The 24,333-nt window shown below is 43.7% G+C and carries 27 protein-coding genes and 1 pseudogene; 4 read left to right on the top strand and 24 right to left on the bottom strand.

Translation table 11 applies throughout. The features are described 5' to 3' along the window. Positions 1–6: 6 nt before the first annotated feature. The 3 genes and pseudogenes from OH460_RS02650 to OH460_RS02640 all read right to left on the bottom strand — a co-directional run bounded on the left by OH460_RS02650 (position 7) and on the right by OH460_RS02640 (position 1,890). Entirely contained in the window at positions 7–342 is a 336-nt protein-coding gene (locus OH460_RS02650; protein WP_269994827.1) for a winged helix-turn-helix domain-containing protein, read from the bottom strand. Positions 343–489: 147 nt separating this feature from the next. Further along, a pseudogene (locus OH460_RS02645) lies at positions 490–912 on the bottom strand (winged helix-turn-helix domain-containing protein). A gap of 84 nt (positions 913–996) precedes the next feature. After that, complete coding sequence (locus OH460_RS02640) at positions 997–1,890, bottom strand: AraC family transcriptional regulator (RefSeq protein ID WP_269994823.1); 894 nt, start codon at positions 1,888–1,890, stop codon at positions 997–999. A gap of 50 nt (positions 1,891–1,940) precedes the next feature. On the opposite strand from OH460_RS02640, the gene OH460_RS02635 reads away from it, so the two are divergent. Beyond that, entirely contained in the window at positions 1,941–3,338 is a 1,398-nt protein-coding gene (locus tag OH460_RS02635; RefSeq protein ID WP_269994821.1) for an MATE family efflux transporter, read from the top strand. 103 nt (positions 3,339–3,441) lie between these two features. On the opposite strand, the gene OH460_RS02630 is transcribed toward OH460_RS02635, so the two are convergent. Next, the gene (locus OH460_RS02630; protein ID WP_269994819.1) at positions 3,442–3,837 is read right to left on the bottom strand and encodes a nitrous oxide-stimulated promoter family protein; all 396 of its coding nucleotides are present in this window, start codon (positions 3,835–3,837) and stop codon (positions 3,442–3,444) included. Positions 3,838–3,840: 3 nt separating this feature from the next. After that, entirely contained in the window at positions 3,841–4,356 is a 516-nt protein-coding gene (locus OH460_RS02625; RefSeq protein WP_269994817.1) for a GNAT family N-acetyltransferase, read from the bottom strand. Positions 4,357–4,453: 97 nt separating this feature from the next. On the opposite strand from OH460_RS02625, the gene OH460_RS02620 reads away from it, so the two are divergent. Further along, entirely contained in the window at positions 4,454–4,663 is a 210-nt protein-coding gene (locus OH460_RS02620) for a DUF2986 domain-containing protein (RefSeq protein ID WP_269994815.1), read from the top strand. Positions 4,664–4,802: 139 nt separating this feature from the next. Here the strand turns inward: OH460_RS02620 and OH460_RS02615 are convergent, their stop codons facing one another. From OH460_RS02615 to OH460_RS02575, 9 genes are all read right to left on the bottom strand, one after another. Next, positions 4,803–5,726, bottom strand: coding sequence for an ABC transporter substrate-binding protein (locus OH460_RS02615; RefSeq protein WP_269994813.1), 924 nt, complete (start codon positions 5,724–5,726; stop codon positions 4,803–4,805). 2 nt (positions 5,727–5,728) lie between these two features. Continuing rightward, entirely contained in the window at positions 5,729–6,604 is an 876-nt protein-coding gene (locus tag OH460_RS02610) for a metal ABC transporter permease (RefSeq protein ID WP_065206162.1), read from the bottom strand. Further along, positions 6,604–7,338 carry a metal ABC transporter ATP-binding protein gene (locus OH460_RS02605; protein WP_269994811.1) on the bottom strand — a complete coding sequence of 245 codons (735 nt, stop codon included), beginning with the start codon at positions 7,336–7,338 and terminating at the stop codon, positions 6,604–6,606. Before OH460_RS02605 ends, OH460_RS02610 begins: the two co-directional genes overlap by 1 nt. Further along, entirely contained in the window at positions 7,338–8,273 is a 936-nt protein-coding gene (locus tag OH460_RS02600) for a metal ABC transporter solute-binding protein, Zn/Mn family (RefSeq protein WP_269994810.1), read from the bottom strand. Before OH460_RS02600 ends, OH460_RS02605 begins: the two co-directional genes overlap by 1 nt. Positions 8,274–8,289: 16 nt before the next feature. Next, entirely contained in the window at positions 8,290–8,886 is a 597-nt protein-coding gene (locus OH460_RS02595) for a DUF6162 family protein (protein ID WP_269994808.1), read from the bottom strand. Then, the gene (locus tag OH460_RS02590; protein ID WP_048608222.1) at positions 8,883–9,218 is read right to left on the bottom strand and encodes a hypothetical protein; all 336 of its coding nucleotides are present in this window, start codon (positions 9,216–9,218) and stop codon (positions 8,883–8,885) included. The genes OH460_RS02595 and OH460_RS02590 overlap by 4 nt, the downstream gene beginning before the upstream one ends. A gap of 115 nt (positions 9,219–9,333) precedes the next feature. Further along, the gene (locus tag OH460_RS02585) at positions 9,334–10,170 is read right to left on the bottom strand and encodes a DUF4198 domain-containing protein (RefSeq protein WP_269994803.1); all 837 of its coding nucleotides are present in this window, start codon (positions 10,168–10,170) and stop codon (positions 9,334–9,336) included. Positions 10,171–10,288: 118 nt separating this feature from the next. Further along, positions 10,289–10,807 carry a DUF2271 domain-containing protein gene (locus OH460_RS02580; RefSeq protein ID WP_269994801.1) on the bottom strand — a complete coding sequence of 173 codons (519 nt, stop codon included), beginning with the start codon at positions 10,805–10,807 and terminating at the stop codon, positions 10,289–10,291. A 71-nt stretch (positions 10,808–10,878) separates the two neighbouring features. After that, on the bottom strand, positions 10,879–11,508 hold the full coding sequence (locus OH460_RS02575) for a PepSY-associated TM helix domain-containing protein (protein WP_269994800.1): 630 nt from the start codon (positions 11,506–11,508) through the stop codon (positions 10,879–10,881). 342 nt (positions 11,509–11,850) lie between these two features. On the opposite strand from OH460_RS02575, the gene OH460_RS02570 reads away from it, so the two are divergent. Continuing rightward, positions 11,851–12,171, top strand: coding sequence for a hypothetical protein (locus tag OH460_RS02570; RefSeq protein ID WP_102425148.1), 321 nt, complete (start codon positions 11,851–11,853; stop codon positions 12,169–12,171). 130 nt (positions 12,172–12,301) lie between these two features. On the opposite strand, the gene OH460_RS02565 is transcribed toward OH460_RS02570, so the two are convergent. From OH460_RS02565 to OH460_RS02535, 7 genes are all read right to left on the bottom strand, one after another. Next, positions 12,302–13,480, bottom strand: a complete 1,179-nt coding sequence (locus OH460_RS02565) for a tetratricopeptide repeat protein (RefSeq protein WP_137407428.1) — start codon at positions 13,478–13,480, stop codon at positions 12,302–12,304. Beyond that, on the bottom strand, positions 13,477–14,097 hold the full coding sequence (locus OH460_RS02560) for an energy transducer TonB (RefSeq protein WP_008219721.1): 621 nt from the start codon (positions 14,095–14,097) through the stop codon (positions 13,477–13,479). Before OH460_RS02560 ends, OH460_RS02565 begins: the two co-directional genes overlap by 4 nt. Before the next feature lie 19 nt (positions 14,098–14,116). Then, complete coding sequence (locus tag OH460_RS02555; RefSeq protein WP_269994792.1) at positions 14,117–14,521, bottom strand: ExbD/TolR family protein; 405 nt, start codon at positions 14,519–14,521, stop codon at positions 14,117–14,119. Further along, complete coding sequence (locus OH460_RS02550; RefSeq protein WP_060981266.1) at positions 14,518–15,078, bottom strand: MotA/TolQ/ExbB proton channel family protein; 561 nt, start codon at positions 15,076–15,078, stop codon at positions 14,518–14,520. Before OH460_RS02550 ends, OH460_RS02555 begins: the two co-directional genes overlap by 4 nt. Beyond that, positions 15,078–16,454, bottom strand: coding sequence for a MotA/TolQ/ExbB proton channel family protein (locus OH460_RS02545; protein WP_269994786.1), 1,377 nt, complete (start codon positions 16,452–16,454; stop codon positions 15,078–15,080). Before OH460_RS02545 ends, OH460_RS02550 begins: the two co-directional genes overlap by 1 nt. Beyond that, positions 16,454–17,221: a DUF3450 domain-containing protein gene (locus OH460_RS02540; RefSeq protein WP_269994784.1), complete on the bottom strand. Its 768-nt coding sequence runs from the start codon at positions 17,219–17,221 to the stop codon at positions 16,454–16,456. The genes OH460_RS02545 and OH460_RS02540 overlap by 1 nt, the downstream gene beginning before the upstream one ends. Positions 17,222–17,398: 177 nt before the next feature. Next, the gene (locus tag OH460_RS02535) at positions 17,399–19,519 is read right to left on the bottom strand and encodes a TonB-dependent siderophore receptor (RefSeq protein WP_269994782.1); all 2,121 of its coding nucleotides are present in this window, start codon (positions 19,517–19,519) and stop codon (positions 17,399–17,401) included. 560 nt (positions 19,520–20,079) lie between these two features. Between OH460_RS02535 and OH460_RS02530 the strand changes: the two genes are divergently transcribed. Beyond that, positions 20,080–21,384, top strand: a complete 1,305-nt coding sequence (locus OH460_RS02530; protein WP_008219735.1) for a dicarboxylate/amino acid:cation symporter — start codon at positions 20,080–20,082, stop codon at positions 21,382–21,384. Between the two features lie 141 nt (positions 21,385–21,525). On the opposite strand, the gene OH460_RS02525 is transcribed toward OH460_RS02530, so the two are convergent. The 3 genes from OH460_RS02525 to OH460_RS02515 form a co-directional block, all read right to left on the bottom strand. Continuing rightward, complete coding sequence (locus OH460_RS02525; RefSeq protein ID WP_269994777.1) at positions 21,526–22,920, bottom strand: sensor histidine kinase; 1,395 nt, start codon at positions 22,918–22,920, stop codon at positions 21,526–21,528. Beyond that, a complete protein-coding gene (locus OH460_RS02520; RefSeq protein WP_032498470.1) occupies positions 22,917–23,582 on the bottom strand; it encodes a response regulator transcription factor in 666 nt (221 codons plus the stop codon). The genes OH460_RS02525 and OH460_RS02520 overlap by 4 nt, the downstream gene beginning before the upstream one ends. Positions 23,583–23,662: 80 nt before the next feature. Then, entirely contained in the window at positions 23,663–24,136 is a 474-nt protein-coding gene (locus OH460_RS02515; protein ID WP_061030885.1) for a LabA-like NYN domain-containing protein, read from the bottom strand. Between the last annotated feature and the right edge of the window lie 197 nt (positions 24,137–24,333).

Below are 24,333 nucleotides of genomic sequence, written 5' to 3'. Positions count from 1 at the left end.
TGAACGTTAAGGTTGAAATACATAACCTTCACCAGTAATGGTAATGATTAGTCCATCTCCGAATAATGCTCTTATTTCAGATATAGCAACAATCACCGAAGAGTTAGTTACTTTTTCACTTTCCCAGCCAATCTTCTTTAATTGACCAACACTGAACAATTCACCTCGATGTCGATTCATAAATAAAATGATCTTTCGGTACGCCAAAGGCATGGTAGCCAGTACGTAGCCATTCTCTACATTGCGAATAAGTTTGGTGTTGAGTTCAACAATTTTTCCGTTTAATTCAAGTATTACGTTGTTTTCAGAGTGGTTCGTTTCTATTACAGGATAAGAGTCCATTTTTGTATCATTCCCTTATTATATAGCCAGCGACAAAGTCAGATTCAGTCGTATTTATATAACGTCGCTTATAACTGGACGTTTTAGATTTGACGATAATCAATGGAATTCGTACGGTAAAGAGATTAAATTTTTATTATTAAGATATTAACAGGATATAAATAGAGGATTATTTAGTCCGCCATAACATACCCTTCGTTGGAAACGGTTTGAATACAACGACAATCAAGAACTCTTCTGATCTCGTAAATAGCCACCAATACAGACGCACATGTCACCGCTTTACCGGCCCAACCTACACGCTTCAAAATTTGCTTACTGACTACTTGGCCTTTGTTCTGATAAAGATAAAAAAGTACCTTACGGTGTGGCCCTGAAAGCGTTCCTACTATCGAACCACAGCCCTGCTTACGTACGATTTTAGTGCCTGAACGAAACTCTTTGTTGTTTAAAATGAGCTTTGACGGGAGATCTAAATCATCCGTCTCGCTGATAATTTGTTGCATTAATTCCTCATGTTGCATAAGCAGTCGTCTTCTGAGATATTTCCAATACTATCGAATAGAGCAAAAATACTAAATTGATAGATAGCTCAATACAGTAATATTACTGAAAAGTTTGATCTTGCGTAATGGATCGAGGAAACATGCAAGGCTAACCAGGAAGTCGATGGCTCTTTCGATATTGACTGGGTGACAAACCAAAATGCTTTTTGAAACGATGTGAAAAGTTATAAGGATCTTTGTAGCCTAAACGATTAGCAATCATAGAAACTGACCAATCTTGATATTTCAGCAGACTGGTGGCTTTATCCATGCGTAATTGAATCAATTTACTGCGTGGTGAGAGGTTGAATAGCGTCTTGGTGACTCTATTGAGTTGCTCTTCACTGATGAACACTCTTTCAGCCATCCCTGCCACTGTCCATGGCTGATGCAGACTACTTTCAATCTCGTTATAGAGCGCTTGAACACGTGCAGTGGTACTGGTCGACTTCGGCTCAAACCCCGTCAATGTTCGGATAACTTCACTCAAGAGTAACTTACGGTAACTGGCTCTACCACCTATCTCAAAGTAAACCAAGTTCATTAATGACCAGATCTGCTCACACTCTCCAAAAGGTACAATCCCCTGTCCTAAACTTGCTATGTGCTGCCACTGCTTAGTGTCAGGCGTCAACATCCACGCCATTTTCCAATAATTATATTGAGGATCGAGTTCAAAACGAAATGGGGTTTCAGCAGGAAGCACCACGAGTGTATAAGGCGAAATCGCTTGTACCGATGTTGCGGTTGTTAGAATGCCGCCACCTTCCATAGTGAAAATCAACGTATGAACATTAACGGATTCGCGCTCAACCCAGTAGCCATCATATAGCTTCGCCATGCCGCCCATATAGACACCAAAGCTTTTCATCTCTGGAATATCTTCAACGGTCAAAAAACGTTCTTTACATAGTTCCGCGAGAAAAACATCATCTTGCCATGTTGATTTAGGTTTCATGGCATCAATGACGGATTCGCACAGGTTTTGTTGTTTTTTAAACATGTTGTTACTTCGCTCAAATCACTATAGTTCTGCCATAAATCGGAGAGCTTATGACAACTAACATCAACCCTAACTCATCTATGAATAACAAGCCAGAGAGCATCTTACCTCGTATCGTTAAACTTGGTTTACCTGTTGCTTTGCAAAGCGCGCTGGTTGCTATTCTTGCCCTTGCTGACGTCTTAATGGTCAGTGACTTCGGCATGGAAGCAGCTGCCGCTGTGGGAATTGCATCAAAATGGCACTTCGTCGCTATTATGATTATGGCAGGGTTGGCCTCAGCAAACGGAACATTGGTAGCGCAATATTGGGGAAAAAACGACCGTAAAAGTGCACGAACCGTGTCTTCTATCGCAATGGTATTTGGTTTAAAAGTTCTGCTACCTGTAACGGCAATCATCACTCTTGGTTCACAGTTTTTGATGATGTTGCAAACCAGCGATCAAACCGTGATTGAACTTGGTGCGACTTACCTATGGTACGGTTTCCCTGTTCTACTTCTGACTCATATTGTGGTTGTAGTTGAAGCAAGCATGCGCTCATCAGGTGACACCGTAACTCCACTTCTGCTTGGTGCGGTGACGATTGCACTCAATATCGCACTTAACTTCATCCTTATACAGGGTGCTTTCGGAATTCCAGCGATGGGTGTTGCAGGAGCAGCATTAGCAACGACTCTAGCGCGACTAATTCAAGTGGGTTTGATGTACGGCTACATGCGTATGCGCAACCACTGGCTATTAACGACACCGAGCTCACCACATCGCCCGTCATTGTGGTTATCTTACCGTCGTATTGCCCTGCCACTGACCATGAATGCCGTTTTATGGGCAATGGGTACTATGGCTTACCAGATGATCTTTGGTCACATGGGCACGACAGAGCTAGCAGTATTCTCAATGCTCGCTCCGTTTGAGTCGTTATGTTACTCGGTGTTCTTTGGCATTTCTGTAGCCTGTTCAGTGTTACTTGGCCACTCTCTGGGGCGTGACGAGTTCGATAACGCAATGAGTATGGGGCTGACGTTCATTAAAGCCGTCGTTGGATTTGGCGCGGTTGTTGGATTGCTACTGTTTATGGGCAAAGAGCATGTTCTAACATGGCTGAACCTTTCTACAGATGCGCTCTACCCGCTCGCTTCACCTGCAATGACCATTATGTGTTTTGCTGTGGTGATTCGTATGCTGAACATGGTGATCATCAACGGTATCATTCGCGCTGGTGGTGATAATGCGTTCTGCCTTCGTATGGACTTCATCGCGATGTGGATGGTCGGCATTCCAGTATGTGTTTATGGCGCGTTTGTCGCTGGATGGGATTTCAAATACATCTATGGTTTGATGTTGGTAGAAGAAGTGGTGAAACTGGCAATTTGTTCTTATCGTTACCTAAGCCGACGCTGGATCAACAACCTCACAGTGACCTACGACGAGCCTCAAGCGGCATAGGCTACTTGGCTAGATTCAAGCTGAGATAGCAGCGTATCTACATCAAAAAGGTCTGAGAAATCAGACCTTTTTCGTGTCTTCAGCAACCACGTTAAAACGCCAGTTACTTCTTTTTCATTCGGATATGGCGGTTCGACACATTCGGCAGCGGCTTCTCAGGAACTTTTCGCTTTTCATGTATCAAATGTCTGATCGCTAAAATCGGATGCTTGAGTAACATTCTTGGCCCAGCATAGCGCATTACTAAACGCATCTGCTCTTTAGGGTCAGGTTTATAGCAATGGATTGGACACTTATTACAGGTCGGTTTTGCTTCGCCATAAGGGCATCTATCCAGTCGTGTTTCGGCATAAAGCAACAGTTGCTCACACTCCTCACATAACGCGTTATTCTGACGCACTGCACCGTGGTGATCTTTACAGTAGATGTGCACCATCGCAATAACGGTTTTGTACTCCGTCGCAAGCTCGCCTTCTAGAATATTGTTATGTTGGAACATGTTTTAATTACCTAATGAGAAACCGTACAAGTTGAGATTGACACTTTCGTTTATCACATCTTCAACTCGCTCAAACACAAAACCCAACTTAGTCAGTAATGCGATACTTCGAATGTTATCAGAGGTGGTGATGGCAACTAAATGATCGATATCAGCATTCTGCTTAGCTTGTTCAATTATTGCCTCCGCTGCTTCTTGGGCAAAGCCTTGACCATACACCTCTGGAACAAAGCCATAGCCAATATCATGCGAGGATAAGGTATCTCTTTTAATTAACCCGCAAATACCAATTGGGGTTAATGAGCCCTTCATTTCGACCATCAATAGGCAAACACCCTTCTCTTCATACATCTTAAGAATGTTGTTTTTGATGTATTCAACGGCCTTGTCAGTGTCGTTGATTTCCTTGTCTCCAATGTAACGCAGGAAATCTTCTGAGCTGTATAATCGCTGAATAAACGCCGCATCTTGAGGCGTGATCATTCTTAATCGTAAACGTTCGGTCTCGACGGCCTGCATAGTGATATTTTCCTTGCTGAATACCATGTAAATATTGAGTTCTAGAGCTAAAATGATTATCCTCCACCGCCTAAACTAAATACAAGGCTATGCAGCAATGAACCGTAAGAAAAAAATCAATCAAATTCTAAAAAAGAAGCAGAAACAGGCGAATTCTAAACTGCATAGTAGCAACAAGCCTCGCTACATTTCTAAAGCTGATCGTGCAAAAATGGAAGCTGAAGAACAGGCTAAAGCCGCTCAAGAGCATGCTGAAGGCACAGTTGAAGCGACTGTTGAAGCCGAAGAGACAAAAGCTGCAGAGTAAGTTGTAACCTCGCAGTTCTCTTGTTTGATAGTCTTCCACGAGCCAACAGACAAGAACAAAAAAGCAGCCTCTAATTGGGGTGCTTTTTTGATCGTACTTTTTTCATTACGTGGTTTATTAGCTAACTTATTTTAGCCATTTAACCTTTGAAAGGCTGAACTTCCCAGCGTGCAAACGGCGCTTTTGCATTAATCCCCGATCGTCCCCAACGGTCAACGGAATCAACCACTAAGATGCGCTCGTTAGGTACTAGAGACTTAATTAAGTTCGTGGGCTTTTTCGCGGTGACTAACCATAGTGCATCGTCTTCTGAAAACATCGCTTTGAGTTTGGCTTTGTCTTGTTCTGTCCATTCCAGTTCAGCTTTGAACATACGCTCTTCAACAAACAGTTGAGAACCTGAAGCGAAATCTTCCAAGCTTTCTGCAAGCAACAAAACTGAATCTACGTCGTTATCCAATAACACCGCTTGTTGTTTGTTAATCAGTTCACGCACATCAAGCATTACACGCTGTAGGTTGCTATCAATGGTCTCAGCTTGCGCTGGCCACAATAACTTAAAGTCATCAGCAACAATCGCCGCCATGCGCGTTAAGTTGGTTGGGTTTAACCATGCGTATTTAGACACATCGCCATTTGATAACGTCAGCGCGGCAACACCTTGAGCACGCGGTGTGATCGCTTGAGCCGCATCCACTTCAACCAAACGGATATTACCCTGTCTTGCGTAAACAAAAGTTGGGTCAGCTTGCCAGATGGATGACAACGTTAATGCTACGGTCGCCTTTTTGCCGGATTGAAGGACTTTACTTGCGCCCTTGGTACCAAACCAGTTTGGCAGACGATCAATGCCATAACGCTTGGGTGGCAGATATTCGCTGGTAATGTCTGTGCCTTTAGTTAGCTCTGTCGCCAAGGCATAGGTCACAGGCGTACTGGTGAGGATATCCTCGGCATTAGCACTGATAGACACCATTGAGCCAGCCAACAATAAGCTAGTTAGTGCGCCTACTTGAGTCGTTGCCTTCACTGAACTTGAGATACGATTCATTAAAGAGGTCATGATTATGCCTTTCTTACAATTCGGTATAGCGTTGCCGCTAGGAAAAATGTCGCAGAAACGATGATGATTGAAGCGCCCGAAGGTACTGGTAGTTTCAATTCCATAGGTAAGACGGTTCCAACCAAACATGCGATGGTTGCGAGTAATGCCGAAAGCAGTACAAAACTGCCCATACGTTTAGTCAACAATCGAGCTGTCGCGCCTGGAATCAGCAATAACGCACCCACTAGAACTGCGCCTACGATCTTCACGGCCGCAATCGTTACTAAGGTGATCATCATGACAAACAAGTAATCGTAAAAGCTGGTGTTATAACCACGAACCTTGGCTATATCAGGGCTGATACAGGTCAGGAGAATGCGGTTAAACGTCGGTATCAAGAGCAAGATGATGATCGCGCAGCTGCCCGCGAGAATTGCTAAGTCTTGGTCCGTTACCGTCAGAATCGAGCCAAATAGTACGTTCTCAAGCATGTGGATGTTGATCTTACGAGCTACGTACATCAGTAACGCTGCGCCTACCGCTAGAGCTAATGCTAGAAACACACCTACTAAGGTATCGTATGGTACGTTAGTTCTATTTCTTACAAAATGAAGAAGCAGAGCGAAGATCATACAGAAGCTAAACAGACCAATGATTGGGTTTTCCGGTGGCTCGCCAAGCAAAACACCAATAGCGATACCGGTTAATGCTGCGTGGCCAACGGCTTCTGAGAAGAAGGCCAGACGCTTAGCAATCACCAAAGTACCAAGACCACCTAACAGAGGGCCAAGTAGTAACGCCGCAACCAGAGCATTCACCATAAAGGCATACATGAAGCTGTCTGATAACCAGCCCGCTTCCACACCACTAATGGCAAGTTGTCGTAACCAATCCATTACGCAACCTCCTTCGATTTGGTCATGGCAGAGCCACTGCTGTAGTGCTGAAACAAGCTCTCAATTTTGCTTGGATGCAAGACTTCTTCGTGTGGGCCACTATCCACCAAGAATCGATTCACAACATGTACGTTCGCTTCGAGTCGACGCACTGCCGTGACATCGTGGTGAACCGCGAGGATCGTACGACCTTCATCAACACATTCACGAATCAGTGATTCAAGATAACGAACGCCCTGCTCATCCATACCGGTCGTTGGTTCATCCAACACCAATAGACTTGGGTTATCCAATAGTGCTTGAGCAAACAACACACGTTGCTGCTCACCACCCGACAACTGTCCCATTCGGCGATCGCTACGAGTCGCCATACCCACACGATCCAATTGCGCGAGTGCGAGATCCAATTGCTTAGATTTACGACGCCAAAACAATGGGATTCGCGTTTGGTTAAGCAGTACGAAGTCCATTACCGTCAAAGGCAAGCTAGACTCGAAGGTCGCTTTTTGAGGTACGTAACCAATACTCTGCTTTTCTGGCCAGTGGATATTAATTTGGCCAGAGAAAGGCGTAAGGCCAAGCACAGAGCGCAGTAATGAGGTTTTACCACCGCCGTTTGGCCCCATGATCACATGGCACTCACCCGCTTTAAGTTCTAGTGAAATTTCGTCAAGAATGACGTTGTTGTCGTATTGCAGACCAAGTTGATTGATTGAAATCGATGGACCTAACATTATGCGTTCCCGCTTTTAGCTTGGTTCGCCGCCGCAAATTTCATGGCTTCGATTAACGTCTCTAGGTTCTTTTTCATCTCAACTTCGACTTTATCGTCTTCATATTCGCCGTGCGTCATGTGAGAAAAACGGTAAAGCTGAACACCTGTTTCCGCTTCAATCGTGTCAACAAAACGGTTTGGCATGTTTAGCTCGTAGAACAGAACATCAATGCCCGATGCACGGATCTTTTCGATCGTTTCTTGCAGCTGGCTCGCACTTGGTTCAACACCGTGTGCAGGCTCAATCACCGCCGCGACATCCACACCAAACTCTTGCAAAATATAGCCATAAGCATTGTGCGTGGTCGCTACCTTCATACCTGATGTATCTAGCTCACCTAATGACAACATCGCATCACGCTTCATAAAGCGAAATTGCTTTGCGTATTTACGTGCATTCTTACGATAAAAAGCCGCGTTGTCTGGGTCGAGCTTAGAGACTTCACTCGCGATGGTGTAAACCTTTTGAATTGTTGTCGAAAGCCCAACAAAGGTATGTGGGTTTACGGCGCCTTGACCAACAGACTGACCAAGTGCAGGAAGTAGAGGCACTTCTTTGTTGGCTTCGATCACAACCAAATCATCACGTTGCGCTGCTGCAATGACTTTAAGCGCAAAGTCATCGTGACCAATACCGTTTACTACGATTGCGTCCATTTGGCTCAATCGCTTAAGGTCATTCGGTTGTGGCAAGTAATTATGTGGGTTAAAGCCAGCGTCAACCAAAGGAAGAATGTTCACTTTGTCACCGACTACGGCTTTCACATAGCTGTAGTAAGGTTGAAGTGTGATACCAATCGTCAGTTTGTTACTGTCGACCGTGTATTCTTTTGCTAATGCATTCGGTGCCATGAACACCGCTAACAACGACATGAACAGAGTCATAATTCGCATAGTAATTCTCTTATTATTAGTGAGCATCGATTTCATAATGCTGTTCAATTTCTGATTCATTCACGACCATTTTCCAACCAGCAGACTCAAGCGTGTGTTGGTCAAAAGTGCCAGGCTGTTTCGCTACACCGCCGAAGAAAATCCAGATTTCAGGAGAAATGCTGTTCGCGTTTAAAATAAAGGAATCAGCAAAGCCATGATCGCTTTGTGCAGCATATTCACTTGATGTAGCTTGTTCACTTGGTGTAGAAAAGTAGTAACCACGCTCGTCCAATAACCAAGTATGAGAACCTTTGCGCTTCCAACTCTGGTCTTCTACAAATGGCGCGACCCATTCATCTTTAAGTGACGCAACACTTGGCCATTCGCCGTCTGAGTCCATACGCAGGTCACGAATCTCTTCATGCGCTAAACGTAGCTCTGATAACATCGCCAAGTTTTCTTGCTCGACATCGGTCACTAAGATTTGATGATCAAGTACCGCTTCGATATGCGATTCTGCTTGGTGAAATGGGATAGCAACCGTGGCAAAGCTCAGAATGAACACAATGATCAGCCCTAACCATTTACCTTCTCTGCCACCCGTATCGGCACGTACGCCTTGAATCATCATTTTTCGCTGATCTCAACAACGTCTACTTCAACAGGAAACTCGTGGCCTGAATCAAACACAAGGTAGAACTCAGTGTCTGGGTTTGGAAACTCAACAATAGAGCGCTTATCCGTCATCTCTTTTGCAATCAAGTTGTCTTCGTAGTCGTACATTTCAACCGCGTAATCAATCGCTTTACTACCGTCTGAATAGCCCGCTTCGCAGGCCACAGTTTTGCCTTCAAACCAGCAGCTCATCAATGGAAAGTGTGCTTGCGCAGGTAATGCAGCGAAACCAAGTCCCAGAGCTAAGCAAGGAGTCATTAATGCGTTAAGTTTTGTTTTTATTGTCATGGTTCGTACCCTAGCCACAGTGCAAATACTCAGAAGTAAATTGAGCGATAAAGGGCTCAAATGAGCCCTTAAGTTTTTTGGTTCTTAATCAGGGATTAAGCCCCGATATCACAGACTATTGAAGCAGTGCTTCGAACGTTAGGTGAACGTTCGCGCTTGCTTTGTCTGCCAGTGGGTTGTCAATCAGCTCACCTTTGTAGTTCGCTTTCATTACGTAACGACCCGCTACGTCTGGAGTAAACGTGATTTCACCGTTCTCATCACTCACTACATCAATCTGCTCTTGGTGGTTGCGGTAAAGCGTACCTTCACGAGTGATCTCCGCTTTCACATCTTTCTGGATTTCACCGTTGTAGAAGAATTGGAATGTTACTGGTTCTCCTTCAACGATGTCTGAAGGGTGAGTCACTGGCTTCATCTCAAGTAGCTTGCCTTCAATTTTGAACACTGAATCCGTTGGCTTACCTACCGTGATGTAGCTTTCTGCACGAGTGAAGCTGATTTGTGTTACCACGTCACGTGCTTTTTCTGTTAGTACTGAATCACGCTCTGCTTTGTTTGCTTTAATCCACTTCACGGTGTCGCGACGGCCCGCTTTGTACTGTGTGTAGTAAGACGGATAGTTGTTGATCGCCACTTTGTGTGTACCTTCTTCTTCAAAATAGAAGTCGAAGATTGAACGACGCTTGCCACGAATCACAAAGTTAGGACGCTCGCTGCGGCCATCAGGCATGATGACATGAGCATTTTCGCTGCCAGCAGGCTTATCAAAAACAAACGTACCGTGAGACGCAGTAACGTCGAACGTTAGCCAATCACCACCTTCTTTAGATACAGTGAAGTGAGATGGCAGAATCCAACGTGGGTGAGCTTGTGCTGTTGTCGTTGCTGCTAAGCCAAATGCCATCACACCTGCTAGAGCAAGTGCTTTAATTTTTGTTTGTTTCATCATGTTCAATTCCATTATTTATAATTGTTAGCCGTGTCGCTCTATCTGAGCCTACGATGACCACTGTCTATTCTGTTCAGCTTGGTTTTAGTTCGTACTTACTAGTTACTGTTCGCACTTACTATTTAGCGATGTAGTTCAGGGTGATTTCACCCGTCTCTTCCGTTGCTTTTAATTCGTAAGATGCGTTTGAATCTGTGAGTGATACTTTTTGACGAAGGTAGTTACGGCCACCGTGTTCGCGAACCACTTCGATATGAACCGTGTACTCACCTTGTTCTAACGTTTCACCGCTGTCGCTCTTGCCATCCCAAACGAAACGGTACTGACCAGCAGGACGTGTTGCAGACGTTACAGCATCAACCAGTTCACGATCGTAACGGCCAACCTTTCTCCACCAGCTACGCAGATCTTTAAGCCATTCATCTTTACCGACCCAAAGCTCGATGGTTTTCACTGACTTTCGTTCGCTGTTCTCTACCCACACCGCCACATAAGGACGTGCATACATAGACGTATCAATCTTTGGAAGATCAAAGCTGACATCAAGTTTTGCCGTATCAGGAATCGCTTGTGCCATACCTAGGCTTGGCAAAAGAGATAAAGCAAGAAGCGCCTTGCTCCAGTTCATTTTTTTCATGTTTAACAACCTTTTAAATCCGTTTAACCTTAAGTTCGTTCTTCAATCCGATTAATCAATCGAATCAAGCGTTAAGGCACGGCGACAAAATAGATAACAAGTGAGATTGCAGACCCAAACACCGTCCATTTGATGGAAGTATTAAGCGTCTTTTTCTTAGGTAACAGTAAGCACACGCCGGTAAGCACAAAGAAGATCATCAGTAGCGCAGTGATATCGATAAACCATTTCCATACTTCACCGCTGTTACGACCTTTATGTAGATCGTTCAATAATGCGATAACGCCGTAATTCGTAGTTTCAACTTCTACAAATTCAGACGTAACGTCAACAAACACGGAAGCGTTGTAGCCCGGTCCTTTGAAGTCCATAGACACTTCGCCAAGGAGCAGCTCACCGTCTTCGATCTCTGCGTAGATGTCCAAACCTGAAGGAACGCCAGAGAGGTTGGCTTCTTCGAACAGAAACGTTTCAAAGGCTGTCTCGTCAGCTTTTAAACGTCCGTCTTGAACCGTAAATAAACTTGTAGGAAGCGTTAGCGTAGAGCGTTGAATATTGGGTTGGCTTGATTCAAATAGTTCAGGTCGGTTCAGGGTGATACCGGTTACTGAGAAAAAAAGAACCACGAACAGAAGCGCCATAGAAATATAAACATGAAGTCGACGAGCCCATGACTGAACCGCCCTACTTTTTAACGACATACAAACCAATACCTATAAATTTTATGGCGACAATTTAGTTGATAATCATTCGTATTGGCATTCAATTTACATTGTTTACGTTTGCTGAGCGGCGTAAGGAAATTTACATAACATTACATCGGAAGTAATCGAACTGTATGCATATTCTTGCTAACGTGTACTAAAGAGATTTGATTCGTTCTATCAAAGCTTATCGATAACAGGTCAAAGCTCAAAAAACCTCAATCTCAACATGCTTGATTGAGATGGGTTTAAGGTAAAAGTTGTGGCTTTAAGGATTGAAAGTTGGGACTATTTGATCACTGGTTTAATGATAGCTAATTAAGCTTAAAAGGATTTGAAATGCGTATTATTGTTTTGGCTTTTGCTGCGCTAGCAACGGCGTGTACCAGCCAAATAACCAGCACGGAAGAACATATTCAACAATACATCGGTTCAGACATAACCGATGTACAAGAACGTTATCTCACCGAACGGTCACGCCCTATCAGTTTTTGGGCGTCTCGAAACTATGCTTGGATTGAAACCAAGAAGCCGTTAGATAATGGTTATACAGTACACGCCTTCAAAAACCCTTATCGTGACTGCACCATTAATTGGGTCGCTGATACCAGTGGCGTAATTCAAAGTGCTACGTCCAGCGGCACGATGTGCGAGCCTTAATCGACACACTGGAAAGACAAAGATTAAAGAACTATAGCCGCCAAAAATTAAAAAGGGTGTCATTTGACCCATCAAATGACACCCTTTACTCAATATAACTTTCTCTTGTCTTCTGTTGTGCTATTAGCAGTTAAACGTTGCCGTTATCACTCACTGTTCTTAGCTGAGTCAGATATTTAATCCAACCTTTTGCTTCAGAAGAAGGCTCAATGTTGTTCGCGCGTTTCGCTTGAGCAAGAGCATTATCAAGATTCTTTAGCTTGTACCATGAACGTACTTTCGCTAAAGCAACATCAGCTTGCTTGTTCTTGTCTTTCACTTTATCCAAAACAACCAGAGCACGATCGTAGTAACCTTGCTGCACCAGTAACTGAGCCACGTTCCAATGATATTGCGTATCTTTTTTAGACGCTAACGTCCACACTTCAATAGCACTGTCCCACTCTTTCGCTAACTGCCAGTAAGTTGCTTGCTCAGCCAGAAGTTGAACATCGCTGTTCGCATCATCTAGCTTTGCGATCTCTTGAGCAGCGCGCTCTGGAATGCCTCGTTTAGCATAAAGCTGAGCCAATAGTCTGCGGTCTGAGTTTTTCAGCTCCACACCTTGAAGATCTGCCAACGCTAACGTGTTCAATGCATCACGGTTGCGCTCTAGTCTTAACTGAATGCCCACAAGCTGACGCCACCAGTTGTCTTTTTCTGGTTGAAGTTCAATTAGGCTTTCCAGTGTTGGAATAGATTGCTTCCACTGCTTTAACTGTAGTTGCGCACCCAGTTTTAGCGATAGAGGCGACAGTTCTGGTTTTGCATTGAACTTGTTACGATTACCAATAGCAACCAGTACTTTTGACCAGTTTTCGATTTGGTATTCCGCTTGTGCAATTCGCATCCAAAGCACGTCTTTCTTTTCTGCCTCTGGCGCTGTTTTAACTAACTCATAGTAATGTGGAAGCGCGTTTTTGAACTGCTGATCGTTTAATAAGAGATCAGCAAGCATACGCTTCGTAACCCAAGCTTGTTCATCGACCAGCAAATTAGTGTCTACGGCGTAAGTAAGCTGCTTAATTGCCTTATCGGTTTTGCCATCTTGCCAGTAAAACACACCCAGCATACGAGCTACGTACGCTTTGTCATAGCCTTTAGATAGCTCCAAGCCTGCAAGTAGGTCAATGGCCTGTTTAACCTGTTCATCTTGAGCAAGCTTATGCGCCTTTTGAACACGAATAGCAGTATATTGGGTTAGCTCTTGTGCCTGTGTTGTAAGGGGCATTAACAACAAGCCCACTAATATCCATATCTGTTTCATCATTTTGCCAACTTAAACTCTAGTTTCACGGTTTGACCAACCTGAGCTATCGCTTTTCCATCGACGACTTTCGGTTGATATTTCCATTTTTTAAGTGCTCTCATCGCTTCACGTTCAAACATACGACGTGGGTTTGCGTCAGTGACTTGAATGTCAATTGGGCGTCCCGTTTCATCGATAGTAAAAGACATAATCACATGGCCTTCAGCGCCACGCTTAAGCGCTTTCGCTGGGTAACGAGGTTCTACTCGATACAGAGGCATTGCCTGTTGGTTTGACCCAAAATCAGAAAATGTCGGAGCGTTAATCGCTAGGCCATCAATCGATGTATTCAAATCTAACGACGGCAGTGAAGACATCGAATTCAGAGGCGTAACTTCAGCTTGTGACTGAGACGTTTGCGCTTCCGGTGGCGGCTCTGGCATTTCTGGTTTTTCAGGGACTGCACGTTGTCTTCTTTGGACTTCTTGTTCTTGTTCCACCATTACCATGTTGAAACTTAACGTCTCGCTATCGTCTGGTGAACGTTGGTGGCCATTATCGACCATCCAAGCCATAAAAGAAAACAGAGCTAAGCCCAAGGCACCCGCTAGCGGTAAAGCAAGAAATAGGCGAATCATTTATGAAGATCCTCCAAGATCATCGCTTTTCAGCTGCAAGCGAGATGTTTTTAACACCCGCACCTTTAGCGGCGTCCATCACTTTAACAACCGTACCGTTGTAAGCGTGTTCATCCGCTTGAATAACCAAAGAAGCATCAGGTTGTTCTAGCAACAAGTGCTCTAATGTCGCTTGAACACGCTCAACATCAACAACACGTTTATCGATGAAGATGTCATTCGCAGAAGTAATCGCAACAAAGATGCCAGCATCCTTTTGGCTGACTACGTTAGACGCTTGTGGGCGATTGACTTCAACCCCTGATTCACGAACAAATGAACTGGTCACAATAAAGAAAATAAGCATGATAAATACGATATCAAGCATCGAAGTAAGGTCTATTTGAGCCTCTTCGTTTTTAGAATGACGTCGACCGAGTCTCATCGTTGACTCCTTAAAGATTTTTCTAATTTCAATTCTAGGCGGTTACACACTTTCGCTAAACGAGCGTGAACAAACATGCCCGCTAATGCAGCAACCATACCCGCCATGGTTGGCAGTGTTGCCAACGAGATACCTGAAGCCATCAATTTAGGGTCACTGCTTCCTTGAGTCGCCATGACATCAAAAACAGAGATCATACCGGTGACGGTACCTAGCAAACCCAGCATAGGACAAATAGCGACTAACAACTTAATAAAATTCAAGTTCTGGTTAAGTAAGATACTCGCTTGCCCCAACCAACCTTCACGAATGGCTTTGGCATGCCAAGAAGAGTGATCTTCTCTTTGATGCCACTTAGTAATCCAAGCTTGGCGCTGCTTTGGAAAGTAGAACGCAAGATAAAGCACGCGTTCAACCACAAGCACCCAATAAACTAGGACGACAGCCGCTAGCCACCACAGGACGAAACCGCCCTGCTCCATAAAGCTTGATAAAGACAGCAGCCAGTCACTCGTTAACCAACTCGCTGGTAATAGAGAACCCGACAAAATATCCATTACGCAGCAGTCCCAACTGGTGAAACCACAGCTTTTGATTCAACCGTTTTTTCTGCCTGTTCAGCAACAAGGCCAATACCTTGTTTCTCAAGAATATTGCGAATATTTTCAGCCTGAGTGCTAAGAATGTTGTGTGCTAATAGAAGAGGCATTGCTGCAACAAGACCAAGTACGGTTGTTACCAGCGCCATTGAAATACCACCCGCCATCACTTTAGGGTCGCCATTACCAAACTGTGTGATCACTTGGAATGTTTCGATCATGCCGGTTACAGTACCTAGAAGACCTAACATTGGAGCAAGTGCCGCTAGAAGTTTTAGCATCGATAAACCTTTCTCTAGGTGAGTTTGTTCATCAACTACCGCTTCTAAAAGTCGTAACTCTAGTGCTTCAACGGTTTGGTTTTGCTCTTTGTTGTAAACCGCAAGAACACGACCTAGAGGGTTATCACCCGCTTGCTCTGGGTTCTTAAGTTGAGCGCGAATTTTCTGGCGAGCGATAGCCAAAGAAATACCACGAACTAATGCGATGATTAAGCCAATTGCAAGCAAGCCAAGAATCACTTTACCAACCACACCACCCGCTTGAAGGCGATCAGTTAGGCTTGGTGTTAGCGCTAGTTGCTCTAGCATGAACCCACGAGAAGGATCGACAACCACGTTAGACACGTCGCCATTCGCTAATGTAGATAGCGATGCTAAAGTTGGACCATTCGATGGCTGTTTCAGATACGCAATCGCATCTTCACGCTGAGTGTTCCAGCTAGCATAGCCTTGGTCTGTTACTAGGCCGATTGAACCTAAACGATAAGCGTCGACAGTTTGTGTGTTGCCTTCACCATTGATAAATGCAATTTGAGATTTGCTAAGCTCAGAGCTCGCTTGGATCTGTTCAACCATGCTCATCCACAAACCGGTCAGCTGTGGCATTGAAGGCAGTGATTTAGCATCAATGATTTGATCAACAGTTGCCGTGTGTTCAGCGCGATCAACACTGTTTACTGTTGAGCTAAGTTCTGCGCCCAGTTCTTTCGCGTTTTGACGAACGACACCGAACAGCTCGCCTAAGCTACCGGTTTCTAAACGCAGCTTCTCTTCTAAGCGAGCAAGCTTGTTTTCGTTATCACTGAAGGTTTGAGTCAGAACATCTGTCGCACCTTGGATAGACGTACGCTTCGCTTCAAGCTGAGCTTTGATCGCTTTCAGTTCTTGTTCTGTCTTTTTGAAATCAGCTTCACGCACTACGTTGTGAGAAGCTTGAGTGCGACTCTCTGATTTTGCTTTATTAACTAGCTGAGCCGTCGTGTCTGATGCAGAAAAAGCAGAAAATGAAATAGACGTAATGCAAAGCAATGCTGCTAATGGTTTTAAGTTCATTACTTAACCTCCGCAACAGTTAAAGAAACAGGTAAAGTAATTAGGCTTGGCGCCGCTTGTTGGCTTGCAATGTCGTAAGCTTTATCTAGCTCAGATTTCATTGAAGAATCTAGCTCCTGCCACTGATTTTGTGTTTGATTCCAAGACCAGTATTGGCTGCCATTTAGGTTACGAGCCACCAAAGAGATACGACCTAGGTGCAACACGTCAGCTTCAATCGTTCTGTCGTTGCTCAATGCAACACGACCTTGGTAAGCACCGAGCTTGATGCCGTAGTCCATCTCGATTTGGTAAGCTTCTAGGATACGACGATACTTCTCAGCATCACTCACATCAGCACGAGTCATCATTGCTTGCAGCTTTTCAACTCTTTCTAGACGCTGCTCTTTCCTGATTGGCACATCTTGCTCAACTAACTGTTGAAGGCTATCAATCATCTGATACATCAAAGGCACGACACCTTGACGTGTATATTTGATTTCGTCGATCTGCCCTTCAATGCTCTGAGCTTCTTGATTCTGGCTTTCAACCAATGCAGCAAGGTGATCGTGATAGATTTCTAGATTTTTCACTTCTTCTTGCAGACGCTCAATCTCAGCTTGCAGCATTAAAGTCGCTTGTGAGCTTTTATCAATAACCTTTTGGCTCGAAGCCGACGCGTTATTGGTCTTGTTTTGAATTGATTGAGCTTGATCCAAGCTGTTTGCCATAGAAGACGTTGCAACCAAACTGATGGCAAGCGCTAGGCTAGTTTTTAAAAGATTCATAATTGTAGTCATTTACTATAGAAGAAGGTCAAATGAATTTTATTGATAAGCACTCTCATTATCATTAAAAGTCACTCGCATTACTAGGGATATTTTACTGAATAGCAGAATCACGAAAGGGGAAAGCCGAAACTTTCCCCTTAGTATTTAGGCTAACAATAGTACCCTACTAACAAATTAGTATTTTACCTGTAAAGTCGCCATGTAGTTACGGCCTTCGCCAACAACAACGCTGCTTGTGCTGCCACCTTCAAGGTAGTCAGTATCAAACAAGTTCTCTACGTTGAAACGTGCAACAAAATCTAGGTTTTCGTCATACTTAATCGTATGTGAAACACCCATATCTACGCGAGTGTAAGCATCTTTCTTAAAAGTATTAGCGCTTTCTGTGTAACGCTCACCTACATGGTAAACACCTAGGTTTACATCAGTGCCGTTGTTAAACGCATAAGTAGACCAAATGCTGGCTGTAAATTCAGGTACGTCTGCCGGTGTTTTGCCTTCTAATTCAGGGTCGTTTTTGTATTCCGCATCAAGAAACATTGTCGATGCGCTTAAAGACAATGCGTTAGTTAGGTAACCAGTCGCAGCTAATTCAACACCTGTGTGAACTTGTTCACCAGCCTGTGTTGTACGAGTCTCTGCACCGTTATTGTTAGCTGGGTCTATGTCTTCTGTTACTTGGATATTTGATTGAGTGATCTGGAAAACCGCACCCGACACGAATAAACGTTCATCAAATAATTCCCACTTTGTACCTACTTCATACAAAGTGCCTTTCTTAGCATCTTGAGACTGGCCAAAGTTGACATCATCTTGGTCAGTGATTTCACCAACAGGTTCAAAACTTTCAGAATAAACCGTATAGATAGAACCATTTTGAGCAGGTGAATAAATCACACCAAGTTTAGGTAAAACATTATTGAAGCTTTCTTCTTTACCTGAACTACTGATTGTTTTGTCGTAGGCAAAGCGTGCGCCAGCAAGTACTTGCCATTGCTCATTAAGCGTTACTAGATCTTGTAGGTAGAAACCATAGTGCTTGCTTTCTGAATGAGATAACGCGTCATCGTTATGGTAGCTAATATCTGAAGGCATATCGAAGCCATTACCACAAGCCGTTACAGCTTCCGCTTCTGTTGCGCTTGAACATGCGTAATCTTGTGAGTAAAGCTGTTTATAGTCGTAGTGAAGGCCGTTAACGCCAACAAGTACTCTATGGTTTACACCCAGAGCATCAAAGTCACCAGTAAAATCAACATAGGCTGTATCGAAGGTCCATTCATCATGACGATCCGATACTTTGTAGCCATATTCGCTATTTGATGAGTTGAAGTCGACTTCGTTATCAGATTCTGTACGTTGACGCTCATAAAACTGACGACTAACACCCGATTTAACAGACCATGTGTCATTTAGGCTTGCAGTCACTGCAACACCATAGTTCGCTACATCATTATCTGTTTGAGCAAAACGTTGATCAGTCACTGTATTAGGGTCGACAACTTTACCTGTCGCTGTATCTATTTCAGAACCATTATCTAGATCGCCTAGTTCTTGTGTTCTGTCATAATGTAGAGAAAGCATCACATCATCGTTAATGTCGTAATCAACAAACAGACCACCAACGAAACGTTCTGTTTCTACATCCGTACCATCGAAACGTGTGCGATAAGAATCTTGATTTTCTTGCGATACGATTGCTCGCGCTCGTAATGTTTGAGCTTCATTTAATGAGCCACTCACATCCGCAACAGTACGCGTATAATTGTCAGAACCGATATCTTGGCTAACAGATACTTGCGTTTCATAGGTTGGTTTTTTCGACACCATGTTGACTAGACCACCAGGCGTTGATTCGCCGTAAAGAAGACCGGCCGGTCCCTTTAATACTTCAACACGCTCTAGTAGTTCAACAGGTTGGCGGTAATGAGACCAGTGTTGAACGCCGTCACGTAAGTAGCTAGAACCACTGTCTAGTTCAAAACCACGTAGGTTAAACCGCTCACGGTTTGTAGATTTAGAACCGGCAGAGATAGATGCGTCGTTCTTTAGAACTTCACCTAAGGTACTTGCACGCTGTTCATCGATGATTTGCTCATCGATTACTGAAACTTGTCCCGGAGTCTCTAATTGAGACGCCTCCATGCGCATTGCTGTTGTGTTCGTGTCGGCTTTGTAACCGTAGTCACGACCTTCAACAACCATGTGCTCGTCTGTTTTTGCTGTTTCTGCCAATACTGCTGGTGAAGCTAATACTGCGCCGATCACTAAAGCCAATGGGCTCTTTGAAAACATGTCCTTTACTCCGCTTTTATTCTTTTTGTACGAGCACTATGGTTAATTATTTGATGTGCTCGCTGAACCGTTGCCGGTACCACTGAATCTTTTCGCGAGAGAATATAAGTGATAACTATTACCATTTGCATTAAATTTACATTCTTTGCATTCGTAAAGTTTTGTAAAGGCCTTGGTAAGCGTTATTCATTAGATGTAACAGAACCTGCTTTAATACAGATACTTAGAAGTGATTCTTGTCTTGTCCTTATCTCGACAATCAAAAATTTTGAAACAGCGTTATTTACTCACTCAATCTAACAAGCCAAAAACGATAAAAAATTTATCTTCTCTTATTTATTAGCTTTGATTTCGCATTTTTATGTATAAAAGTCTCGACAGATGTTAATTAACAGTGAATTATTTTATTTAAATTTGTTTAATTAACACAATTATCAGTGATTTTGATCACATCTATAATTCCAAACTCATTTTTTGTTTTTCGATTTGATTATCCGACTGCTAATCTCCTGCTCACTTTGAAAAGGTATCAAAGTTATAAATAATAAGGAGTGTTCTAAATGAATACCAAAAAACCTATGTCTCTGACTGGCCGTGTAATTCTTGGTATGGTCGTAGGTATATTAACGGGATTTGCCATTCAATCCCTTTTTGCAGAAAGTGGATTTGTTAACAACTACATCGTTAACGGACTCTTTGAAGTAGGCGGACAAATTTTTGTCGCCAGTTTAAAAATGCTTGTTGTCCCTCTAGTCTTCGTTTCGCTAGTGTGTGGTACAAGTTCCCTTAAAGACTTATCAACTCTTGGCCGTATGGGTGGCAAAACGCTTGCACTTTATATCGGTACTACAGCCGTTGCTATCACTCTAGCATTGACGATCGGTAACCTGTTCCAACCTGGTGCTGGTGCGGATCTGACTGCTGCGAGCTCTTTTAAATCAGCGGATGCCCCTTCTCTTGGCCAAGTAATCATCGACATGTTCCCAACCAACCCTATTCAGGCGATGGCTGAGGGCAAGACACTACAAGTAATCGTGTTTGCTGTGTTATTCGGTATCGCGATTAGTGCTGCTGGTAAACCAGGTGAGCGCATTGCTGCTGTATTTGCAGACCTAAACGAAGTTATCATGAAGCTTGTTGCTTTGCTGATGAACCTTGCTCCTTACGGCGTGTTCTTCTTGATGGCGAAACTGTTCTCTGGTTTAGGCTTAGGTGCAATTTGGAACCTAGCAGAATACTTCTTAGTACTTGCAGGTACTCTTCTACTACACGGTTTGGTGACTTACAGCGCGATGCTTAAAGGCTTCACTGGCCTTAGCCCTATTACGTTCCTACGCAAGATGGAAGATGCAATTATGTTTGCATTCTCAACAGCATCTTCGAATGCAACGATTCCTGTAACAATGGAAACGGCTAAGAACCGTATGGGTGTAGACAACAAAGTCGCTTCATTCACTGTACCACTAGGTGCGACAGTGAACATGGACGGTACTGCAATCATGCAAGGTGTTGCGACTGCGTTTATCGCACAAGCCTACAACATCGACCTTACTATGGGTGATTACCTGATGGTTATCCTAACAGCGACGCTGGCGTCTGTAGGTACTGCAGGTGTTCCTGGTGTTGGTCTAGTGATGCTAGCGATGGTATTGAACCAAGTCGGTCTACCGCTTGAAGGTATCGCTCTAATCATGGGTGTTGACCGTCTTCTAGACATGATCCGTACCGCTGTAAACATCACAGGTGATAGTGCCGTATCTATCATCGTTGCTAAGTCTGAAGGCGCTCTTGATGAGTCTCGCTTCAACGACCCTGCAGCAGGTGAGAAAGAAGAAGAAGTTAAGCTATCACGCCAAGAAGCGTAATCTAACAGCCTTGCTTCAAGCTAAAGTGTAATTAATGGCTACGCTTTAGCTATAAACACAAAAAACGCCACAGCATTTGCTGTGGCGTTTTTTATGGATTTAAAGAAGTACCATCCGAGGAATATAACCAGAGCGGTAAGATTAATTAGCGGACTCACTAATTGGGAACATAAGATTCACTCTGAGTCCCCCACTTTCTCTATTCTCCGCAGTCACATGACCATTCATCACAACCATTGCCTCTTTCACGATGGCAAGGCCCAGACCGTAACCACCAGACCGTTTGTCTCTTGCTGATTCAATACGAGTAAACGGGTCAAAGATACCTGCAATTTTGTTATCAGGGATGCCTTCTCCATCATCTTCTACAGAAATGACACTGTAACGTTGATCAATAGTCATTTCATACGTCGTTACCGAAATATGAGCATGCTCACCTGCATACTTAATTGCATTGCCAACCAAATTCCCTATCACTCTCAAAAGCAACCGTTCATCTATATTGACCATAGACGTTGGTGTTTCTAAATCTCCAACTAAGGTTTGGTTAGGTTTCAAATCGTTTTGCATTTGCGCAATAAGCATTGAGCAATATTGTTCTAACTGCATCAAGCTAAGCTTGAAATCGTAACGAGAGGTTTCTAAGCGGCTAAACTCGAGGATCTCGCCCACTAGCTTATTCATCTCTTCGGTTTCACTTTCCATACGATCGAGCAGCCCAGCACTCTTGTCATCTACCTTGTTACGCAACAAATGCAGAGCGAGGTTTTGCCTTGCTAAAGGTGTTCTGAGCTCGTGAGAGACATCTCGTATCAAGCGGCGCTGCTTTTCGGCTAAAGATTTAATCTCAAATGTCATGTGATCAAAATCATGGGCAAGTTCGTTAAATTCACGTGTCGTTGAATCTAATTCAGAGACAACACTCACCGTGAAGTCGCCTTCTGCTAATCTTCTGCTGGCCTCTCTTAAACGGTCGAGGGGTTGTTGCAGACTTTTAGCCATAATGATCGAGAACAGCGACAATACGACTAAAGCGATCACGGCTTTCAACATGTAGGAATACGGCGCAAAGGATTTTGCAGGGTGAAACTGGTGAGGAAGTTGAATAACCAACGTACTCCCGTTATCCAATGGCAAACCAAAAATAGGCTTACTCACACGGTCACTCAGTTGGTGATCTAAGGTACGCAGAAACTTCAATTTAAATTCGAAGTGTGGATGCATGTGTCGGTGTGTAATTGGGCGGTTATTCTCGTCAATAACGAACAAATAATACCGTTGGGCGTTACCCCAATCAGCGAGTTCATCCATGTCACCTTCCTCGATCAACACATTGGCTTGATAAGCAAGGTCGAGCATCTCTTCTTTGACGGATTCTGGCACCTTAAGGAGCGCCTTCATCAACGCTCTTTCCGCCACACCTTGTAAAATCAAAATACTCACAAGAATCACTGTCAGATAGCTGAACAGCTGAAAGGTTAACCCGTCTTTACGCTTAGCGATGAAATCCGGGCAACGTATTAGTGTGGAACTCATGCTCCAACCGACTCTAGGTAACTGTAGCCTTTACCACGAACGGTTTTAATGTGCTGTTTCGACAGACCCGCCTGCACCAATTTTCGGCGGATATTGCTGATGTGCATATCTAGATTGCGATCAAAGGGACACAACTCTTTCTTTAACACATGTATTTGCAGATCTGACTTGGAAACAACAATGCCGTCGTTCTTGATCAAATAATCAAGCAGATCTTTTTCTGTGCCCGTGAGGGGTAAACGGGAGATCTGTTCACACAAACCGTGGTTAGATGAAGCTAGAGACTGCCTCTGACGCTCAAATCCAACTCGACGTAAGATAACCTTAATACGAGTCAGTAGCTCAGGAACATTGAAAGGTTTGGCGATGTATTGATCGGCACCCGCTTGATAACCATCGAGCATCGATGCATCGTCATTGAGTGCCGTTAACATCAAGATAGGTGTAGCAAAACGCTGGCAAATGCGTCTTGCAACTTGAATTCCGCTAAGGTTTGGCAGCATCACATCAAGTAACACTAAATCAACAGGGTTGGATTGGATAAACTCTAGCGCAGCCTCGCCACAGTGAACGGTATCAACGTGATACCCCTCATTTTCTAAAACTTCACCCAATAATTCACACAACTGAATATCATCATCAACAACTAAAACGCGCGACATCATACAAACCAATAAACAATAATAGTTTGCATTCTAATTATCGTTATTATTGATTTCAATTATAAAGTGCGCGTTTCCCGTTATAGAAGGAAATCTTTTTCAATCGGTACAAATTTTGAGGCAGAATCGATAAGGTTTTGAGCAGTAAGCCCAGGTACACCATACACTTCCACTTTTTTGCCAAAGCGCTGTTTAATTCTTTCCACAAGAATCTCAAAGTCCCCGTCTCCAGAAACTAGAACGATCGTATCAACGTTCTCTGCTAGTTCAATGGCATCTAGGGCAATACCCACATCCCAGTCTCCTTTTGCACTGCCATCACGACGCTGAATAAATGGCTTCAATTTCACATCAAAACCCACACCGCGAAGAATATGGTGGAACTGACGCTGCTTGGGATCTTGACTAGAAATGGCGTACGCATGAGCTGCAACAACATGACGACCTTCCGTAGCAACATACCAAAACTGGTTATAGTCAAAGTTAGAACGGTATTTGTCTCGCGTCGTGTAGTAAACGTTTTGAACGTCGACCAGAATTGCTATGTTTTCCATAAATTCATACCTTTAGATTTTCGGTATACCCTATTCTATTCAACCCTAAAATGCGAGTCGCTTTATCCAATAAAAATGAACCTGTTGGTTATAGTTAACGTAAATCTAAGCATGTTTAATGTAATCCTAACTATGCTTAATAGGTGTCTGCCAGGTTGGACGCTCGTCTTTGTCCTTGATGACCATCTCACAAGGGC

Source organism: Vibrio sp. Makdt (assembly GCF_027587015.1).
Lineage (GTDB): Bacteria > Pseudomonadota > Gammaproteobacteria > Enterobacterales > Vibrionaceae > Vibrio > Vibrio chagasii_B.
Note: the sequence above shows the minus strand (reverse complement) of the source record. Positions and strands in the feature narration are given on the sequence as shown.